The 16,327-nt window shown below is 65.2% G+C and carries 13 protein-coding genes and 1 tRNA gene; 9 read left to right on the forward strand and 5 right to left on the reverse strand.

All coding sequences use genetic code 11. The annotated features are described in order from the left end of the window. Positions 1 to 203 precede the first annotated feature (203 nt). Positions 204 to 2,450 (forward strand): NHL repeat-containing protein, encoded by a 2,247-nt coding sequence (locus ACFPQ5_RS22920; protein WP_379761156.1) that lies wholly within the window; start codon positions 204 to 206, stop codon positions 2,448 to 2,450. Here the strand turns inward: ACFPQ5_RS22920 and ACFPQ5_RS22925 are convergent, their stop codons facing one another. The 3 genes from ACFPQ5_RS22925 to ACFPQ5_RS22935 are packed head-to-tail and all read right to left on the reverse strand — an operon-like array spanning position 2,451 to position 4,419. Next, positions 2,451 to 3,218 (reverse strand): UDP-2,3-diacylglucosamine diphosphatase, encoded by a 768-nt coding sequence (locus ACFPQ5_RS22925; RefSeq protein ID WP_379761158.1) that lies wholly within the window; start codon positions 3,216 to 3,218, stop codon positions 2,451 to 2,453. A gap of 44 nt (positions 3,219 to 3,262) precedes the next feature. After that, a complete protein-coding gene (locus tag ACFPQ5_RS22930; protein WP_379761160.1) occupies positions 3,263 to 3,754 on the reverse strand; it encodes a peptidylprolyl isomerase in 492 nt (163 codons plus the stop codon). A gap of 53 nt (positions 3,755 to 3,807) precedes the next feature. Continuing rightward, positions 3,808 to 4,419 carry a peptidylprolyl isomerase gene (locus ACFPQ5_RS22935; protein WP_379761161.1) on the reverse strand — a complete coding sequence of 204 codons (612 nt, stop codon included), beginning with the start codon at positions 4,417 to 4,419 and terminating at the stop codon, positions 3,808 to 3,810. A gap of 272 nt (positions 4,420 to 4,691) precedes the next feature. Between ACFPQ5_RS22935 and cysS the strand changes: the two genes are divergently transcribed. The 6 genes from cysS to ACFPQ5_RS22965 all read left to right on the forward strand — a co-directional run bounded on the left by cysS (position 4,692) and on the right by ACFPQ5_RS22965 (position 10,835). Next, a complete protein-coding gene (cysS, locus tag ACFPQ5_RS22940; RefSeq protein ID WP_379761162.1) occupies positions 4,692 to 6,086 on the forward strand; it encodes a cysteine--tRNA ligase in 1,395 nt (464 codons plus the stop codon). Next, positions 6,086 to 6,781 (forward strand): DNA-3-methyladenine glycosylase family protein, encoded by a 696-nt coding sequence (locus ACFPQ5_RS22945; protein ID WP_379761404.1) that lies wholly within the window; start codon positions 6,086 to 6,088, stop codon positions 6,779 to 6,781. Before cysS ends, ACFPQ5_RS22945 begins: the two co-directional genes overlap by 1 nt. Before the next feature lie 67 nt (positions 6,782 to 6,848). Further along, positions 6,849 to 7,826: an acetyl-CoA carboxylase carboxyltransferase subunit alpha gene (locus ACFPQ5_RS22950; protein ID WP_136221131.1), complete on the forward strand. Its 978-nt coding sequence runs from the start codon at positions 6,849 to 6,851 to the stop codon at positions 7,824 to 7,826. A 23-nt stretch (positions 7,827 to 7,849) separates the two neighbouring features. Continuing rightward, positions 7,850 to 9,262: a tRNA lysidine(34) synthetase TilS gene (tilS, locus tag ACFPQ5_RS22955; RefSeq protein WP_379761164.1), complete on the forward strand. Its 1,413-nt coding sequence runs from the start codon at positions 7,850 to 7,852 to the stop codon at positions 9,260 to 9,262. A gap of 136 nt (positions 9,263 to 9,398) precedes the next feature. Further along, on the forward strand, positions 9,399 to 10,646 hold the full coding sequence (locus ACFPQ5_RS22960) for an aspartate kinase (RefSeq protein ID WP_379761166.1): 1,248 nt from the start codon (positions 9,399 to 9,401) through the stop codon (positions 10,644 to 10,646). Positions 10,647 to 10,742: 96 nt separating this feature from the next. Next, a tRNA-Ser gene (locus ACFPQ5_RS22965) sits at positions 10,743 to 10,835 on the forward strand. 200 nt (positions 10,836 to 11,035) lie between these two features. Here the strand turns inward: ACFPQ5_RS22965 and ACFPQ5_RS22970 are convergent. Continuing rightward, entirely contained in the window at positions 11,036 to 11,476 is a 441-nt protein-coding gene (locus ACFPQ5_RS22970) for a hypothetical protein (protein WP_379761168.1), read from the reverse strand. Positions 11,477 to 11,682: 206 nt separating this feature from the next. Between ACFPQ5_RS22970 and tssF the strand changes: the two genes are divergently transcribed. After that, the gene (gene tssF / locus ACFPQ5_RS22975; protein ID WP_379761170.1) at positions 11,683 to 13,536 is read left to right on the forward strand and encodes a type VI secretion system baseplate subunit TssF; all 1,854 of its coding nucleotides are present in this window, start codon (positions 11,683 to 11,685) and stop codon (positions 13,534 to 13,536) included. Then, complete coding sequence (gene tssG / locus ACFPQ5_RS22980) at positions 13,500 to 14,573, forward strand: type VI secretion system baseplate subunit TssG (protein ID WP_379761172.1); 1,074 nt, start codon at positions 13,500 to 13,502, stop codon at positions 14,571 to 14,573. Before tssF ends, tssG begins: the two co-directional genes overlap by 37 nt. A 57-nt stretch (positions 14,574 to 14,630) precedes the next feature. On the opposite strand, the gene ACFPQ5_RS22985 is transcribed toward tssG, so the two are convergent. Further along, complete coding sequence (locus tag ACFPQ5_RS22985; protein ID WP_379761174.1) at positions 14,631 to 16,163, reverse strand: aryl-sulfate sulfotransferase; 1,533 nt, start codon at positions 16,161 to 16,163, stop codon at positions 14,631 to 14,633. Positions 16,164 to 16,327 lie beyond the last annotated feature (164 nt).

Genomic DNA, 16,327 nt, shown 5'->3' on the forward strand with positions numbered 1-16,327 from the left:
CCATGCAGGCTGCATGCGCTTCCTGTGGGAAATCGTTTGTGTTCGTTTTTCGCCACGAGGAAATTTCTATTGAGCGACACCTAAAAAAAAAGTGTGCAAAAATCAATTATCAAAATTTCTTGTAATTTTTTTATCATTACAAGGCATGTCGATAGGTGAACGGCGCAGGGTGCGCCAGCTCGTAAGTGCTCAAGGAGAAAAAAGTGAAACTCAAACGTTTTGAATACGCAGTTGCTACGGCACTGCTGGTGTTGCTGACCGGTTGCGGTGGCGGCGGTGGCGGTGGCAGTAGTGGCGGCGGAGGTGGCGGCAGCGGCGGTGGCGGTGGCGGCACCGGTACGACGCCGACCCCGACTCCGACTCAATACACCCTGGGTGGCACTGTCTACGGCCTGGCGCCAGGCGTGCCGGTCACCGTTTCCAATGGCAGCGACCAGAAACTCGTCACCGCCAACGGCAACTTCACCCTCGATGCCAAGCTGAACGCAGGCGCATCCTACAACCTCACGGCCGTTCCGCCTTCGGGTTACCGCTGCGAGGTGGCCAACGGCTCGGGCGCGATCAACGCCAACGTCACCAATGCCGTCGTGGCATGCGCGCCGGTGCTGGCGAACCAGGTCGCGGGCCAGGTGGCCGGTCTCTCCACCGCACTGAAGGAGCCGCTGGCGGTTGTCGCCGATGCCTCCGGCAACGTGTATGTCGCCGACGCAGGTCCGCACACCATCTTCCAGGTGAACAAGGATGGCGTCGTGAACGCATTCGCCGGCAAGACCGGCCGCCCGGGCATGGCCGACGGTTCGGCCGACACGGCGCAGTTCTGGCTCGGCGGCGCAGGCGGCCTCGCCCTGGACGGCCAGGGCAACCTGCTCGTGTCCGACGGCTGCAACGGCGAAATCCGCAAGGTCAGCGCGACCGGTGCGGTCACGACCCTGGCCGGTGCCGGTTCCAATGTCTGCAAGAACATCGCGACGGCCTCGGCACGTACCGACGGCACCGCCACCGCGGCACGCTTCGAGCGTCCGGGTTCCATGGTGTCCGACAATGCCGGCGGCGCGATCGTCATCGATACCAACGGCGCCAAGCCGGCGATCCGCCGTGTGAGCGCGGCCGGCGTGGTGACCACCCAAGAATTCAACCAGCCCGATCCGAGCGCGACGATCGCCCTGCAGCGCATCGCGCGCGGTCCGGACGGCACCTTGTATTTCTCGGACTCGAACAACCGCATCTGGAAGGAAGCCAACGGCTCGCTGGTGTTCGTGGCAGGCAAGCTGCTCGGCAGCACCTCGGAAGACGGCACCGGCGCGGCGGCACGCTTCATGGCCATCACCGGCATGGTCGTCCTGCCGAACGGCGACATGTACGTGACCGACCTCGCCAAGGTGCGCAAAGTGACGCCGGCCGGCGTGGTGTCGACGCTCGCGGGCGACAACACCAAGCGCGGCTACGCCGACGGCCAGGGTACGGCCGCCGTGTTCGGCGCGCTGCTGGGGATCACCTACGATGTCCAGAGCAACAGCCTGGTCGTCGTCGACAGCGGCCAGGAAATCCTGCGCCGGATCAGCCTGACCGGCGCCGTGACGACCATCTCCGGCACGCCGAAGCTGCGCGACACCGTCGACGGCCCAGGCATCGCCGCGCGCTTCGGTTCCTTCAGCTCGCTGACTGCGGGCAGCGACGGGAACCTGTACATGGTCGACCCGTCCACCCACGTGGTGCGCAAGGCAACGACCGCGGGCTTCGTGACGACCGTCGGCGGCGCCGTCAATACCCCCGGCACGACCGACGGTCCGCTGGCCTCGGCCCGCTTCAACTTCCCGCAGCGTATCGCGGCCGGCAAGGACGGCAGCCTCTGGATCGCACAAACGACCGGCCTGCGCCGTATCCTGAACAACAACGTCACCACGCCGAATGCGAGCATCAAGGCGGTCAACCTGGCGGTCGATGCGAACGGTAACGCAGTGGTCGTGACCGGCACCGAATCGATGCAGGTGCTGCGCGTGACGCCGGAAGGTGTGGCGACGCCGCTGGTGACGCTGGCCCAGGTCCAGACCCTGCTGCAGCGTCCGGATGCGGCGTTCACCCCGCAATCGGTCGCGATCGATGCCGCCGGCAACATCTACATTGCCGACACCGCGACGGCCGCCGTCTACAAGCTGAGCACCGCGGGTGTGCTGTCCGTGTTCGCCGGTACGCCGTTCAATGAAGCCGGCAACGTCGATGGCGCAGTCGGCACCGCCACCCTCGGCTTCTACGAGATCGACCACCTGGCGATCGACGAGGCGGGCAACCTGTACCTGAGCGGCCAGGGCAGCGTGCGCAAGATCAGCCCGGCGGGTGTCGTGTCGACGCCAAGCTATGGCTGGGGCAATGCCGACATCGGCGCCGTCACCGTCCTGGGCGGCAAGCTGTACGGCATGACGCGCTACGCGCTGCTGCAGTCCGCCCTGTAATCAGGCGACGGGCGAGCCGTCGAGACCATGGCGCGTGATGGCGCCATGGTCGTCGACGGCGATCCAGCCGCCGCGCGGCGGCTGGGCATCGGATTCCCAATCGGGCAGGACATAGCGGCGCTTGCCGCCATGCAGGTGCAGGGCAGGGCGGTGGGTATGCCCGTGGATCAGCACCCCGGCGTCCGTGGCCGCAAACACCGCCTCGATCGCCTCGGGGGTGACGTCCATCGTTTCGTAGGATTTGGTCGTATGGGCTTCGCGGCTGCCTTCGCGCAGGCCGGCGATGATGGCCTTGCGCTGGGCCAGGGGCATGGCCAGGAACTGTTCCTGCCATTTTCTATCGCGCACCATCGCGCGAAATTCCATGTACTTCGTATCGAGCGTGCACTCGGCGTCGCCGTGCACGAGGGCGATGCGCTGGCCGCCGATGCTGGCCACGTAAGGCTCGTCCAGCAGGCGCAGGCCGGCCGCTTCGGCAAAGCCGCTACCGACGAGAAAGTCGCGGTTGCCCGCCATCCAGAACAGTTCGACCCCGGCCTCGCTCAGGGAGCGCAGCGCCGCGATCACGCGCGCATGGAAAGGCGTGTCGAGGTCGTCGTCGCCGGCCCAGTATTCGAAAATGTCGCCCAGGAGATAAAGCTGCCGCGACTGCGCCGCCTGCTCGTCGAGGAAGCGGAAGAAGGCCTCGGCCGTCCGCGGATGGGATTCCTGCAGGTGCAGGTCGGAAATGAAAAGCGCGGCCGTGCGCGCGGGAGTGGATGTGGACAAACGGGCTCCCGCGCGAGGGTTCAGATAAAACTTGTTGCTATTGCTTAGATTACTTCGGCTTTTTCGATGATGATCGGCTCGACCGGCACGTCGGCGTGCATGCCCGAACGCGAGGTGGCGACCTTGTTGAGCTCATCGACGACGTCGGTGCCGGCGGTGACCTTGCCGAACACGGCATAGCCCCAGCCGTCCTGGCCCGGGTAGTTCAGGAAGTCGTTGTTCTTGGTGTTGATGAAGAACTGGGCCGATGCCGAGTGCGGCGCCGAGGTGCGGGCCATGGCGATCGTGTACTTGTCGTTCTTCAGGCCGTTCTTGCCTTCGTTCTCGACGGTCGCGTCGGTCGGCTTTTGCTTCATGCCAGGCTCGAAGCCGCCACCCTGGATCATGAAGTCCTTGATCACGCGGTGGAAGATCGTGTTGGTGAAGTGACCCTTGTTCACGTAGTCCAGGAAGTTGGCAACGGTCTTCGGCGCTTTCTCGGCGTCGAGTTCGATGGTGATGTTGCCCTTGTTAGTGGTCAGCAGTACGGAGGTCATGTTGGATCCTGTTCTATTTGTTGAAGAAACCTGCAAGACGCTTATTTTACAACTTATTGAATGCGCTTCTCGCCTGTCAGGACGGTCGTGGAGCGGATCACGATCGGCGTCACCGGCACGTTCTGCATGCCGCGCATGTCGTCGACCATCACGGCCTTGATCTTGTCGACCGTTTCCTGGCCCTGCACGACGCGCCCGAACACGGTGTAACCGGTGCCGTCCTGGCCCGGATAATCGAGGCCGGCATTGTCGTTGACGTTGATGAAGAACTGCGAGCTGGCGGAATTCGGATCGGCGGTACGGGCCATCGCCAGCGTGTAGGGCTTGTTCGACAGTCCGTTCTTCGATTCGCTCGCAATGGGCTTACGAACTCCAGGCTTGTCGATCAGCTTCTCGGTATAGCCGCCGGCCTGGATCATGAAGCCGTCGATCACGCGGTGAAACACCGTGCCTTTATAAAAGCCGGACTTTACGTATTGCATGAAGTTGGCCGTGCTCTTCGGTGCGTGCTCGGCGTCGAGCTCGACCACGATGTCGCCCATGGTGGTCTTGATCGCGACCTGCGGATTCTCGGCGGCGAAGGCGTGTCCGGCAAAGCTCAGGGCCAGCGCGGCGGCGGCAAGCCGGGTGAAGAGTGCGCGGCGGGATTGTTTTTGTGCGTGCATGGAGCGTCTCCTCGGTGGACGTGGCGCAAAGCCCTGTCAAGTCTTTTGCAGAAAAATAAACCTGAGCCATATGCGGCCAGTCGGGATTTTATCAATGCTATACTTTGCGCAGAACGTCCCATTCTATCAAAAGTAGTGGTATCCAAGAACAACAAAGAGGGTTGACGGTTCCGACGCAAGACTCCAATCCCGACGCGCGCTTCTCATACGGCGAACGTGTCCGGGATTCGTATTGCTCGGGCTTCCGATCCCCTCTCGAAACATCGTCACCCATGAGCCAATTAAAGATCTACAACACGCTGGCGCGCGAAAAACAGGTATTCGTCCCGAAGGAAACCGGCAAGGTCGGCATGTATGTCTGCGGCATGACCGTCTACGACTACTGCCACGTCGGCCACGCGCGCATGATGATGGCCTTCGACCTCATCTATCGCTGGCTCATGGAATCGGGTTACGAGGTCAAGTACGTCCGTAACATCACGGACATCGAAGACAAGATCATCAAGCGTGCTGCCGAGAATGGCGAAACCATGTCCTCGCTGGTGAGCCGTTTCACCAAGTACATGGACGAAGACATCGCCGCGCTCGGCATCCTGCAGCCCAATGTTGTTCCGCGCGCCACCGAGCACGTGCCGGGCATGCTGTCGATCATCGAGATGCTCGAAGCCAAGGGCCTGGCCTACCGCAGCGACGACGGCGACGTCAACTTTGCTGTGCGCAAGTTCGAAGGCTACGGCAAGCTGTCCGGCAAGTCGCTGGACGACCTGCGCGCCGGCGAACGCGTCGACGTCAACACCGGCAAGCACGATCCGCTCGACTTCGTGCTGTGGAAAGCGGCCAAGGAGTCCGAGCCGGAGGAAGCCAAATGGGATTCGAAGTGGGGCCGCGGCCGTCCGGGCTGGCACATCGAATGCTCGGCCATGAGCTGCGCGACGCTGGGCGAGCACTTCGACATCCACGGCGGCGGCCAGGACCTGCAGTTCCCGCACCACGAGAACGAGATCGCCCAGAGCGAGGGCGCTTTCGGCGGCCCGATGGTCAATTACTGGGTCCACAACGGCTTCGTGCGCGTCGATAACGAAAAGATGTCCAAGTCCCTGCGCAACTTCTTCACCATCCGCGACGTGCTCAAGAAATACGACGCCGAAGTCGTGCGCTTCTTCATCGTGCGTACCCATTACCGCAGCCCGCTGAACTATTCCGACGCCCATATCGACGACGCCAAGGGCGCGCTGACGCGCCTCTACACGGCGCTGAGCGACGTCGATCTCGGCGGCGAGACCCCGGCGGTCGACTGGGACGAGGCCCATGCCCAGCGCTTCCGCGAGGCGATGGACGACGACTTCAACACCCCGCTGGCCGTGGCCGAGCTGTTCGACCTGGCAAGCGAAGTCAACCGCACCAAGTCGCTGCCGGCCGCGCGCCAGCTGAAGGCCCTGGCCGGCGTGCTGGGCCTGCTCGAGCGTGCGCCGCAGGAATTCCTGCGTGGCGGCAGCAGTGCAGGGGGGCTGGGCGAAGCCGAGATCGGCGACCTGATCGCTGCCCGCGCCGCCGCCAAGAAGGCGCGCAACTTCGCCGAAGCCGACGGCATCCGCGCCGAGCTGCTGGCCGCCGGCGTCATCCTGGAAGACAAACCGGACGGGACGACGAACTGGCGTCGCGCATGATGGCAGCGGAAAAGGACAACGGCGGCGCGAGCGTGCCGGAATTCGAGGTGCCCGCGTACTGGGCCGAAGCCAAGGAAGAGCTGATGCGGCGCGACCGCATCATGAAGCGCCTCATCCCGCAATTCGGCGACATGCACCTGAAAGGGCACCCCGATCCGTTCACGACCCTGGCCCGTTCGATCGTCGGCCAACAGGTCACGCCGAAGGCGGCCGACGCCGCCTGGACCAAGCTGAACGCCTGCTGCCCGAAGCTGACCCCGGGCGCGATCATCAAGCTCGGCGCCGAACAGCTGTCCGCCTGCGGTCTCTCGAAACGCAAGACCGAATACATCCTCGACCTGGCCGACCACTTCAAGGCCAAGCGCGTGCACACCAACCTCTGGTCCGAAATGGACGACGAGGCGGTGATCGCCGAACTCGTGCAGATCCGCGGCATTACCCGCTGGACCGCCGAGATGTTCCTCATCTTTAACCTGCTGCGCCCGAACGTCCTGCCGCTCGACGACGCCGGCCTGATCCAGGGCATCAGCCAAAACTATTTCTCCGGCGAACCGGTATCGCGCAGCGATGCGCGCGAGGTCGCCGCCAACTGGGAGCCGTGGCGCACCGTCGCCACCTGGTATCTGTGGCGCAGCCTCGATCCGGGTTCTGCGTCAGGATTGGCGTCCGCAGCGGCGTCCGGTACGGTAGAATAGCGCCAAATCGCCAGCGCGCCGTGTCCATGCCCGCGCGTCCCGGCCACAGAACAACCCCGGAGGTACAATGACTAAAACAACTTTCCTCAGTTTCGAGCAGCCTATTGCCGAGCTCGATTCGAAGATCGAAGAGCTGCGTTTCGTCCAGGACGATTCCGCCGTCGACATCTCGGAAGAGATCGACCGCCTCGACAAGAAGAGCCAGCAGCTCACGAAAGACATCTACGCCAAGCTGACTCCGTGGCAAGTCTCGCAGATCGCGCGCCATCCGCAGCGTCCTTACACGATGGACTACGTGAACGCGATCTTCACCGACTTCCACGAACTGCACGGCGACCGTACCTTCGCGGACGACCAGTCGATCGTCGGCGGCCTCGCGCGTTTCAACGGCCAGGCCTGCATGGTCATCGGCCACCAGAAGGGCCGCGACACCAAAGAGCGCGCGATGCGCAATTTCGGCATGCCGAAACCGGAAGGCTACCGCAAGGCCATGCGCCTGATGAAGGTCGCCGAAAAGTTCAACCTGCCGATCTTCACCTTCGTCGACACCCCGGGCGCCTTCCCGGGCATCGACGCCGAAGAGCGCGGCCAGTCGGAAGCGATCGGCCACAACCTGTACGTCATGGCCGAGCTGAAAGTGCCGCTCATCGCCACCATCATCGGTGAAGGCGGCTCCGGCGGCGCGCTGGCGATCGCCGTCGGCGACGCGGTGCTGATGCTGCAATACTCGACCTATTCGGTGATTTCGCCGGAAGGCTGCGCCTCGATCCTGTGGAAGACCTCGGAACGCGCGGCCGACGCCGCCGACGCCCTGGGCCTGACCGCGCACCGCCTGAAGGCGATGGGCGTGATCGACAAGATCGTCACCGAACCGCTGGGCGGCGCCCACCGCGATCCGAAAGGCATGGCGCAGATGCTCAAGCGCGCACTGGCCGACACCCTGCGCCAGTTCCAGGGCATGAAGACCAAGGACCTGCTCGAAGCCCGTCACCAGAAACTGATGGCTTACGGTAAGTTCAAGGAAACGACGCCAAGCGACGAGTGAGTCTTGTTCAGTGAGTAGCGCAGTTGAGTAAATTCGAAGCCGGGTCCGTCCCGGCCAGTTTCGCGCGCGCACTCGCTGCGCTGCGCGAACAGTTTTCCCCTTCCTCCATAGCGATCGCCTGCAGCGGCGGCCTCGATTCGATGGCCTTGCTGCAGCTGGCTTCCAGCTGGTGCCAGGCGCAGTCGCTGCCTTTGTCCGTTTTCCACGTTCACCATGGGCTCAGCCCGCATGCCGACGCCTGGCAGAGCCATGTCGCGGCAGCGGCCAGCGCGCGTGTTCTGAGGTTCGACGTGCGCCAGGTGGCCGTCGATGGCGCCGGGACCGGCACCGAGGCGGCGGCGCGCAAGCTGCGCTACCGCGCGCTCGGCGCCATGTGCCGCGAACACGGCGCGACGTTGCTGCTCACCGCCCACCATCTCGACGACCAGGCCGAAACCGTGCTGCTGCAACTGCTGCGCGGCTCCGGGCCGGCCGGACTGTCCGGAATGGACGCGGCCAACAGCGCGCCCGAACTGCTGGGCAACCCGGATCTCGTGATGGCGCGGCCCTTGCTGCCCCTGTCGCGTGCGGAACTCGAAGCCTACGCACGGGATGCGGGCCTGGCATGGGTCGAGGACGAGTCCAACCTGGATCCGCGCTACGCCCGCAATGCGTTGCGTCACCAGGTGATGCCGGCGCTGGCGCAAGCCTTTCCCGGCTTCCAGGCCAGGTTCGCGCGCAGCGCCGCGCACGCCCAGTCGGCCCAGCGCCTGTTGACGGAGTTGGCGGCGCAGGATCTGGACGCGACCCTGGTCGACGGTGCCATCGACGTCGCCCGCCTGCGGAGCATGAGCCTGGACCGCGTCTACAACCTGCTGCGCTACTGGTTTGCCGGACAGAACCTGGCGATGCCCTCGACCGCCTGGCTGGGGGAACTGGTGGCGCAACTGATCGAGGCGCGACACGACGCACAGCTGCTGGTCACGCACCCGGCCTGTCACCTGCGGCGCCACCGCGACCGCCTGTACGTCACACCCAAGCTGCCCGATCTTCCCGGCATGCGCGACCCCGACGACGAGGGCGTGCTCGAGCGGGAGGGAGAATCCTTCCGCTGGCAGGGCGAGGTCAGCATCGCGTTTCCGGATTACGGCGGCGTGCTGCACTTCGAAACGGGCGAGCCGGGCATCGGCTTCGACCCGGCCTGGCTGCGCCGGCAGGAGCTGGTGATCGATTTCCGCAAAGGCGGCGAGCGCCTCAAGCTGGCCGCGAACCGGCCGACCCGTCCGCTGAAAGCGCATTACCAGGCTGTCGACATTCCCGCCTGGGAACGTACCCGTTTGCCGATCGTCAGCAGCGGGCGCGACTTGCTGTTCGCCGCCGGGTTGGGCATGGATTGCCGTCACTTCGCCGCCGCCGCCGACACCGTATCCCTGCGCTGGGAAAGCACAGCGAAATAGTTTCTATTCGAAAAGCGTATTACTTTATTTTCTTTTCATATAGCTTTTCGAACTTCCCCTCATTGCGATCTTGCAGTGCAACATGCTAGAGTAGGTGTTCCCCTTTTCACCTTTACATGCTGGGAAGCTTCCTGTTATGGCATTAATTGTCCACAAATATGGTGGTACGTCGATGGGTTCGACGGACCGCATCAAGAACGTCGCGGCCCGCGTCGCCAAATGGCACGACGCCGGCCACAAGATCGTCGTGGTGCCGTCGGCGATGTCGGGCGAAACGAATCGCCTGATCGGCCTGGCAAAGGAAATCATGGCGCAGCCGGATCCGCGCGAGCTGGACATGATCGCCTCGACCGGCGAGCAGGTCTCGGTAGGCCTGCTGGCGATGGCGCTGCTGGCCATCGGCAAGGACGCCGTCTCCTACACCGGCTGGCAAGCCGGCATCCGCACCGACTCCGCCTTCACCAAGGCGCGCATCCAGTCGATCGACGACACGCGCGTGCGCGCCGACCTCGACGCGGGTAAGATCGTCATCATCACCGGCTTCCAGGGCATGGACGAAGAGGGCAACATCTCGACGCTGGGCCGCGGCGGTTCGGACACCTCGGCCGTGGCGATCGCCGCCGCGCTGAAGGCCGACGAATGCCTGATCTACACCGACGTCGACGGCGTCTACACGACCGACCCGCGCGTGGTCGACGAAGCGCGCCGCCTGGAAAAGATCACGTTCGAAGAAATGCTGGAACTGGCCTCGCTCGGCTCGAAAGTGCTGCAGACCCGCTCGGTCGAGTTCGCCGGTAACTACCAGGTCCCGACGCGCGTGCTGTCGTCGCTGACCAACCCCCTGATGCCCTTGGAAGAAGAAGCCAAGTCCGGCACCCTGATTTCGTTTGAGGAAGAAACCAACATGGAACAAGCCGTCATCTCCGGTATCGCATTCACCCGTGATGAAGCCAAGATTACCGTCATCGGCGTGCCGGACAAGCCGGGCGTCGCTTTCCACATCCTGGGTCCGGTGTCGGATGCCAACATCGAAGTGGACATGATCATCCAGAACCAGTCGGTGGACGGCAAGACCGACTTCACCTTCACCGTGTCGCGCAACGATTACCAGCGCGCCATGTCGGTGCTGGAATCCCAGCGCGACGAGCTCGGCTACACCCGCCTGGTCGGCGACGCCAAGGTGTCGAAGGTCTCGGCCGTCGGCGTCGGCATGCGCAGCCATGTGGGCGTGGCCTCGCAGATGTTCCGCACGCTGGCCGAAGAGGGCATCAACATCATGATGATCTCGACTTCCGAGATCAAGATTTCGGTCCTGATCGACGAGAAATACATGGAGCTCGCGGTCCGTGCCCTGCATAAAGCTTTTGACTTGGAAAAAGCTTAACTTTTTCCATATTTTTGGCCGTGTCGCCTTGACCAAACCGGCACCGGCCATTAAGATGCTTGCACTCAGCGCTAGCGCAGTTTGCTGGAGTTGATTGGAGACGTGGCCGAGTGGCCGAAGGCACATCCCTGCTAAGGATGCATATGGCTTATACCCGTATCGTGGGTTCGAATCCCACCGTCTCCGCCAAGTTACAAAAGAGAAAGCCACCCACTGGGTGGCTTTTTCTTTTGTAACTTGGCGGAGACGAGGAGAGCGCCTTCGCGCTCTCCGCGTGGGATTCGAAGCGGTGCGCATATTTGCGCACCGGCGGCCCGCGGGACGTGGGCGAATCCCATCGTACCTATAAGCCACCGCCAGGTGGCTTCTATTTGGTATTTTGGTTTTGATCACGGCCTGCGCTTCCGCCCCACCATCCCCGCCCGCAGCAAATGCCCATGCTTCACCACCCCATTCCCCGGCCGTGCCAGCACCAGCGCCAGATCCGCCGTCAGCCGATGCAGCGACAACAGATCCGCCGCCGCGTCCAGCGCCCAGCGCCCGAGCGCCGCATCGCCTCCTTCGACTTGCATAACGATCCGGTGCAGGGAGGCCAGCAGCAGCGCATTCTGCGCCAGCCGCTCGTGCAGGCCGTCGAAGGCCAGCGCCTCCATCACCCTCTCCTCATGCGCCAGGTCCGCTTCGATCGCCGCCACGACCGCCTGGAAGGCCGCGCAGAATGCGGCATCCGGCTCCGCATGCAGCTGATGTATCCGCACGAACAGCAGCTTGCGCGCATGGCGCAGGGCGGCCGCGGCCGTGTGGGATGTGGAGGAGGAAAGCGGGACCATCGCGAACTGCGCCTGAGATGTTCTGACCGAATGCGAGGCTCTTCGTGCCAGACCAAGATGTTAGGCCATCATCTCCCCGCCGGAGTTCCCGCGTCGCTTGCATAGGTGGCCCGAATTCGACACGGAACAGGCTTCTTATCGCCAGTCAAAGTCGCCTGTGCAATGCGGTGGGAGCATGGTTCGTTTCCAGGAAGCGCGGAGCCGGCATGGACGATTTGCTGCGGTATTTCGAGGAAGAGCTGGGCGTGTTCGGCCAGTATGCGCGCGAGTTCCGCAGCCGTTTTCCGAAGCCGGCCGGCGAGCTGCACATCGCCGGCGAAGCCTACGAGGACCCGAGCGTCGCGCGCCTGATCCAGTCGGTCGCGCTGCTCAGCGCGCGCATCCACAAGCGGCTCGACGACGACCATCCGAAATTCACGGAGTCCCTGCTCGAGAGCCTGTATCCGCATTACCTGCGCCCGCTGCCTTCGTATTCGGTGGCCCGGCTGGCGGCTGTGGGACAGGACACGGGCGAGTTCGCCAGCATCCCGCGCGGCACACCGCTGCGCAGCAGCCCCGTAGCCGGCACGGTCTGCCAGTTCCGCACCGTGTACCCGGTCCTGAGCGGCCCGCTGCGCATCGTCCACGCGGCCTTTTCCATCCCCATCGGCACGCCGCGCGGGGCGCGCCTGCCGCGCGGCGTGACGGCCGCCGTCGCGCTCACGCTGGAAGTGAAAGGCGGACTCGCGGCGCTGTGCGCCCGCGGCCTGGGCCGGGTGCGGCTCTTCGTCGACGGCGAGCCTTCGCTGCGCGCCGCCCTCATCGACGCGCTCTTCATGCGCGCGCGCGGCGCCTGGGTGGCGGCCGGGGCCGCCCCTGGCGAACCCTGGCTGGCGCTGGACGCGGTCCCGCTCGGCCTGGCCGGTTTCGACGCGGACGAGGCGCTGCTGCCGGCGCCGGCGCGCTCGCATCCGGCCTTTCGCCTGCTGACCGAGTATTTCGCCTATCCGGAAAAATTCCACTTCATCGACATCGACCTGCGCGAGGCCGCACGCCGCCTGCCTGCGGGCTGCGAACGCTTCACGCTGCACGTCGGCCTGGCCGGGATGGCCGGCGACGGCAGCGCCGCGCGCGTGCTGGCGCAGCTGGGAGCGCGCCACCTGCTGCCGGGCTGCACGCCGGTGGTGAACCTGTTTCGCAAGGCGGGCGACCCGATCCAGCTCTCGCACACGCGCGCCGAATACCGGCTGGCGGCCGACGGCGCGCACGCGGCCGCCTACGAGATCCACAGCATCGACCGGGTCAGCGTGGTGCGCGAAGCGCGCGGGCAGGCCAGCGTCACCGCATTCGGTCCGCTGTACGCCGTGCGCCAGGGCGGGGACGCGGCGCCTGGCCACTTCTGGGTCGCGCGGCGCGACGAGGCGCTGGCGCGGACCAGTCCCGGCCACGAGATCAGACTGTCCCTGGTCGATCCGGATTTCACGCCGAACGAGCTCGCCAATGCCACGCTCTCCACCGAACTGACCTGCTCGAACCGCGATCTGCCGACCCAGCTTCCGATGCAGCCAAACACCGGCGGACCCGGCGCCGACCTGCTGGCCGATTCCGCAAGCGGCGCGGTCGCCTTCGGCCTGCTGCGCAAGCCGACGCCGAGCTGGCGTTTCGCGGCAGGCGACGGCGCCCACTGGCGCCTGATCGCGCACCTGGCCCTGTGCCACGCGGGCCTGACGACGGCCGATCTGCCCGACCTGCAGAAGATGCTGGCCCTGTACGACCTGCCGCGCTCGCCGAGCGCGCGGCGCCAGATCGCGGGAATCGTGGGCCTCGAACACGGCAGCACGCGCGCCTGGCTCAAGACCCGGCCCGTGTCCGCGCTGATGCCGGGCGTGGCCATCCGCATGACGCTCGACGAGGAAGCCTTCGCCGGCAGTTCGCTGGCGGTGTTCGCGCAGGTGATGGACCGCTATTTCGCGCTGAACAGCCAGCTCAATTGCTTTATCCGGCTGGCGATCGTCTCGCACGGAAGCGGAGAGGAATTGTTCGCATGCGCCCCACGCACCGCCGAGCCACTACGCCCCTGATCGAGCGCCTGATGGCGGCGCCGCAGGAATTCGAATTCGTCCAGGCGGTCTCGATCCTGCTGGCCTGGCTGGCCGGGCAGGGCCTGCCTTTCGACGCGGCCCTGCGCGACTGCCTGCGTTTCGAGAACAGCCTGCGCCTGGGCTTTCCCGCCTCCGAGATCGAAGCCATCGTGCACGCCGAGGCACCGGCCGGCGAGGAGGGCGGGCCCGGTCACCGGTTCACGGTCACGCCGGCCTTCATGGGGCTGCTCGGCGCGCACGGGGTCTTGCCGGCCCACGTCACCGAACGCATCGCCGCCTGGCAAGGCGCACACGGCGACGCGGCGCCGCGCGCCTTTCTCGACCTGCTGTCGAACCGCATGCTCGCCTTGTTCTACCGCGCCTGGCGCAAGCACCGGGTCGAGCACATGGCGGCGCCGGCGAGCGGGCGCGATGGCTTCCGGCCGCTGCTGCTGGCCCTGGCCGGCTGTGCGTCCAGCGGCCAGGCAGGGACCGCGCCGCCCGTGCCGGACGAGCTGGTCGCGCATTTCGCCGGCCTGCTGCATCAGCAGCCACGCTCGGGCCTCGCGCTCGAACGCCTGCTGGCCGAATACTTCGGCGTCGGTATCGCACTCGAGGAGGCGGTCGGCTACTGGGACCGCCTGCAGGCCGGCGAACAGGCCGCCCTGGGCGTCAATGCCGAGCTCGGCGAGAATGTGCTGCTGGGCGAGCGCAGCTGGCGTCCGGACCTGCGCGCGCGCCTGCGCATCGGTCCGCTGGATGCGGCGCGCTTTGCGTACTTCCTGCCCAGCGGCGCAGGCAGCGCCGCCTTGCGCGCCATCCTGCGCCGCTTCGCGCCGCCGACGGTCGGCTTCGAAGTGCAGCTGATTTTGCACGCAGGCGAAGTCAGGCCGGTCCAGCTCAGTGGACAAGCAAGTGGACAGCCGGGCGGCCCGGCACGTCTGGGACGCGACAGCTTTCTCGTCACCACCGGCGTGCGCGACGACCGCGCCGACATGCGCTACCTGTTGCTGCCGATGGACCCGCTCACGCCTTAGCCCGGCCCGCCCCGCGCATGCCGCCGGGCGACGGCGGCATGCGCGCATTCGCTGCGCTTACTTCAGGGTCAGATCGGACAAATCGATCGCCTTGCTGTTAAAGGCGACTGCACAGCCCCCGCCAGCCGGATAGGCGTAATCGAAGGCGATCTTGCCCGCGCTGTCGAGTGCAACGAGTTGCGTGCGTTCGCGTGCGGCCGCCACCGAGTAGGTGATGAGGTAGTGGTTCGCTGCAGTCCCTTCGTAGACGCTCGAGCAGATGTCCGAAAAGATGGCCGGCGTCGGGGAATAGGTCCAGGTTTCGGTGGCGGTGCGAGCGTGTTCGTCGATCGCGTAGCGCGAGGGCGTGCTGTAGTCGCGCGTGAGGCCCGCGGAGGTATCGGGCGGCTGGTTGAGGCTGCCGTACCCGTTATTGAAGAGCAGCAGCTCCCCGTTTCCGGCGATCGACAGCGAATGCTGGCCAATGGGCGGCTTGCCTGAATTAAGTTTCAGGCTCAGCGCGCGCAGCGACGGATAGTCCACGTACCAGTGCTTGGTGGTGTCGCCCAGCAGCCACTTGATACGACCGGTTGCGTAGTCGATCTTGACGACGAAGTTCTCGCGGCTCGAAATCAATAGCGAATCGTCGGCGGCCACATAGATGGCCGAGTTCATGTGGAACCAGTCGACACCGTCGCGCACGAAGTTCGACGGATCGTCGCCGCCGGCCTGCATGGCGGCGCGGAAGATGGCGGCCATGTCCCATTCCTTGATGATCTCGCCCGTCTCGCTGACCTCGGCCACGATCGACTCGATGCGCGGCACGCCGCCCTCCAGGGCATCGAGCTCGGCCAGGTAGCCGATTTTTCCGCGAACGAAGTCATGGTGGAAGTTGGTATAACGGGTCGAGGCCAGCGGCCGGGCGACGAAGCTGCCGTTGAGTTCGACCCGGTAGAGAACGGGCGTGGTCGCGCTCCCGACGAGGAAGGCGTCTTCGTTGAACAAGGACGAGATCGAGTTGACCGGCTCGGTACCGATCCAGCGCAAGTTGCCGTCGGTGTCGAGCACCGCCGGCGTGGTCACGCCGTTCTGCAGCATCATGTAGTCGAAGCCGGGCGACACGGCAGCCGTGCGCGGGGTGCGCACCTCCGGCGTGGTGTAGACGGTGGCGGGGCCGGCGTAGGCGGGCGCCGCGATCGTCAGGGGCTGGACGTGGGTCGAGCCGTCGCGAAAGCGCGCGATCAGGGTGACGCCGTTCTGGTAGTTGGCGTATAAGCCGAAGACGGCGAAGGACAGGCGTTTGCCGGCCGCGTTCCAGGCGCCGGTCCGTTCGAGCCGGGCGCGGGTGTAGGTGACGGCGACGGGCTTCGAGAAGGTTCCCGGCTTGGCGGCGACGGTGTAGGAAACGCTGTCGAGATTGGCGAACTCCTCGAGCCTGAGCGCGAGGTTGACGATGAAGGGCGTCGGCCCCGCTGTCTGCTCCGCGACCGAGACGTGGGCCGCCTCCGCATGGGTTTCGTCTTCTTCGGCCAGCCGGCTGCACGCCGCCGCCAGCAGGCAGGCCAGCAGCACCATACAATAACGGGCCGCGCTGTGGATGTGATCTTTCATGCATTCTCCTGGTAAGGAAACCGACGAGTTAACTCTTCGATACGGAACGCGGCAGTAAGTTCAAAGCCGCGGCTTGATCGAGAATGGGATCGGAAGGCGGCGCCGCCGGCGCTTGACCTTCCCACGATGGGAAGGACCAGGATGGCAGCATCGAAAAGCGAGTA

The organism is Massilia suwonensis (assembly GCF_042655665.1).
GTDB lineage: Bacteria > Pseudomonadota > Gammaproteobacteria > Burkholderiales > Burkholderiaceae_D > Telluria > Telluria suwonensis.

Bases quoted from the DNA above. Each gene is read 5' to 3' on its own strand.
- ACFPQ5_RS22930 (WP_379761160.1), bottom strand. From the start codon at position 3,754: ATGACCTCCGTACTGCTGACCACTAACAAGGGCAACATCACCATCGAA.
- ACFPQ5_RS22935 (WP_379761161.1), bottom strand. From the start codon at position 4,419: ATGCACGCACAAAAACAATCCCGCCGCGCACTCTTCACCCGGCTTGCC.
- cysS (WP_379761162.1), top strand. From the start codon at position 4,692: ATGAGCCAATTAAAGATCTACAACACGCTGGCGCGCGAAAAACAGGTA.
- ACFPQ5_RS22945 (WP_379761404.1), top strand. From the start codon at position 6,086: ATGGCAGCGGAAAAGGACAACGGCGGCGCGAGCGTGCCGGAATTCGAG.
- ACFPQ5_RS22950 (WP_136221131.1), top strand. From the start codon at position 6,849: ATGACTAAAACAACTTTCCTCAGTTTCGAGCAGCCTATTGCCGAGCTC.
- ACFPQ5_RS22960 (WP_379761166.1), top strand. From the start codon at position 9,399: ATGGCATTAATTGTCCACAAATATGGTGGTACGTCGATGGGTTCGACG.
- ACFPQ5_RS22970 (WP_379761168.1), bottom strand. From the start codon at position 11,476: ATGGTCCCGCTTTCCTCCTCCACATCCCACACGGCCGCGGCCGCCCTG.
- tssF (WP_379761170.1), top strand. From the start codon at position 11,683: ATGGACGATTTGCTGCGGTATTTCGAGGAAGAGCTGGGCGTGTTCGGC.
- tssG (WP_379761172.1), top strand. From the start codon at position 13,500: ATGCGCCCCACGCACCGCCGAGCCACTACGCCCCTGATCGAGCGCCTG.
- ACFPQ5_RS22985 (WP_379761174.1), bottom strand. From the start codon at position 16,163: ATGAAAGATCACATCCACAGCGCGGCCCGTTATTGTATGGTGCTGCTG.